Genomic DNA, 607 nt, shown 5'->3' with positions numbered 1-607 from the left:
AACCCATTATCACCCAAATAGATAAATATGCGGAAATGGAATTTCAAAATGAAGACAGAACCATTAAAGACAAGGGCGACTATTATGATCAAACTATTGAAAAACAAGTTAATTCCATTTCAATGACGCTATCCGGTGGCGGAGCCAATCTGATTGCAGATCGATCGATAAGTAATTTCGCTATCACATACACCACAGGCAGAGTTGCCGTACACAGTCCAATATGGGATAAGTTTTATCAGGAAAGTAGAAGATTCCAGGGTGTGTTTAGCAAAATAGTCGTCAATGGAAACGTATCAAAGTGGTTTAACAATAAATTCAGTGTGTTTGGTCAGGCCTATGCTCAGCTGGCTGATAAAAACCTGGAGTCTTCGGAGAAAATCGGCTTAGGCGGCCCATATGGAGTAAGAGCTTACTCAAGCAGCGACGACTCCGGCGATATCGGCTTCATTACCAATATCGAGTTACGCTATGCAATAACCCCGAAAACTCTGATATCAGGATTTTATGATTATGGAAGAATTCGTTTAAATAAAAATGGCTGGGGTAAAAATAACCCGTTTATTCAACGTGCAGCCACAGGGATAGCCTTGGAATGGTCAACCAC

General features: G+C 41.0%; 1 protein-coding gene. It reads left to right on the top strand.

What is annotated here, in order from left to right:
• Positions 1–607: ShlB/FhaC/HecB family hemolysin secretion/activation protein (locus JHD62_RS21440; RefSeq protein ID WP_199104579.1), on the top strand; the 607-nt coding region annotated here is incomplete at both ends.

Source organism: Aquitalea sp. ASV11 (genome assembly GCF_016429185.1).
Taxonomy (GTDB): Bacteria; Pseudomonadota; Gammaproteobacteria; order Burkholderiales; family Chromobacteriaceae; genus Aquitalea; species Aquitalea pelogenes.
Note: the sequence above shows the minus strand (reverse complement) of the source record. Positions and strands in the feature narration are given on the sequence as shown.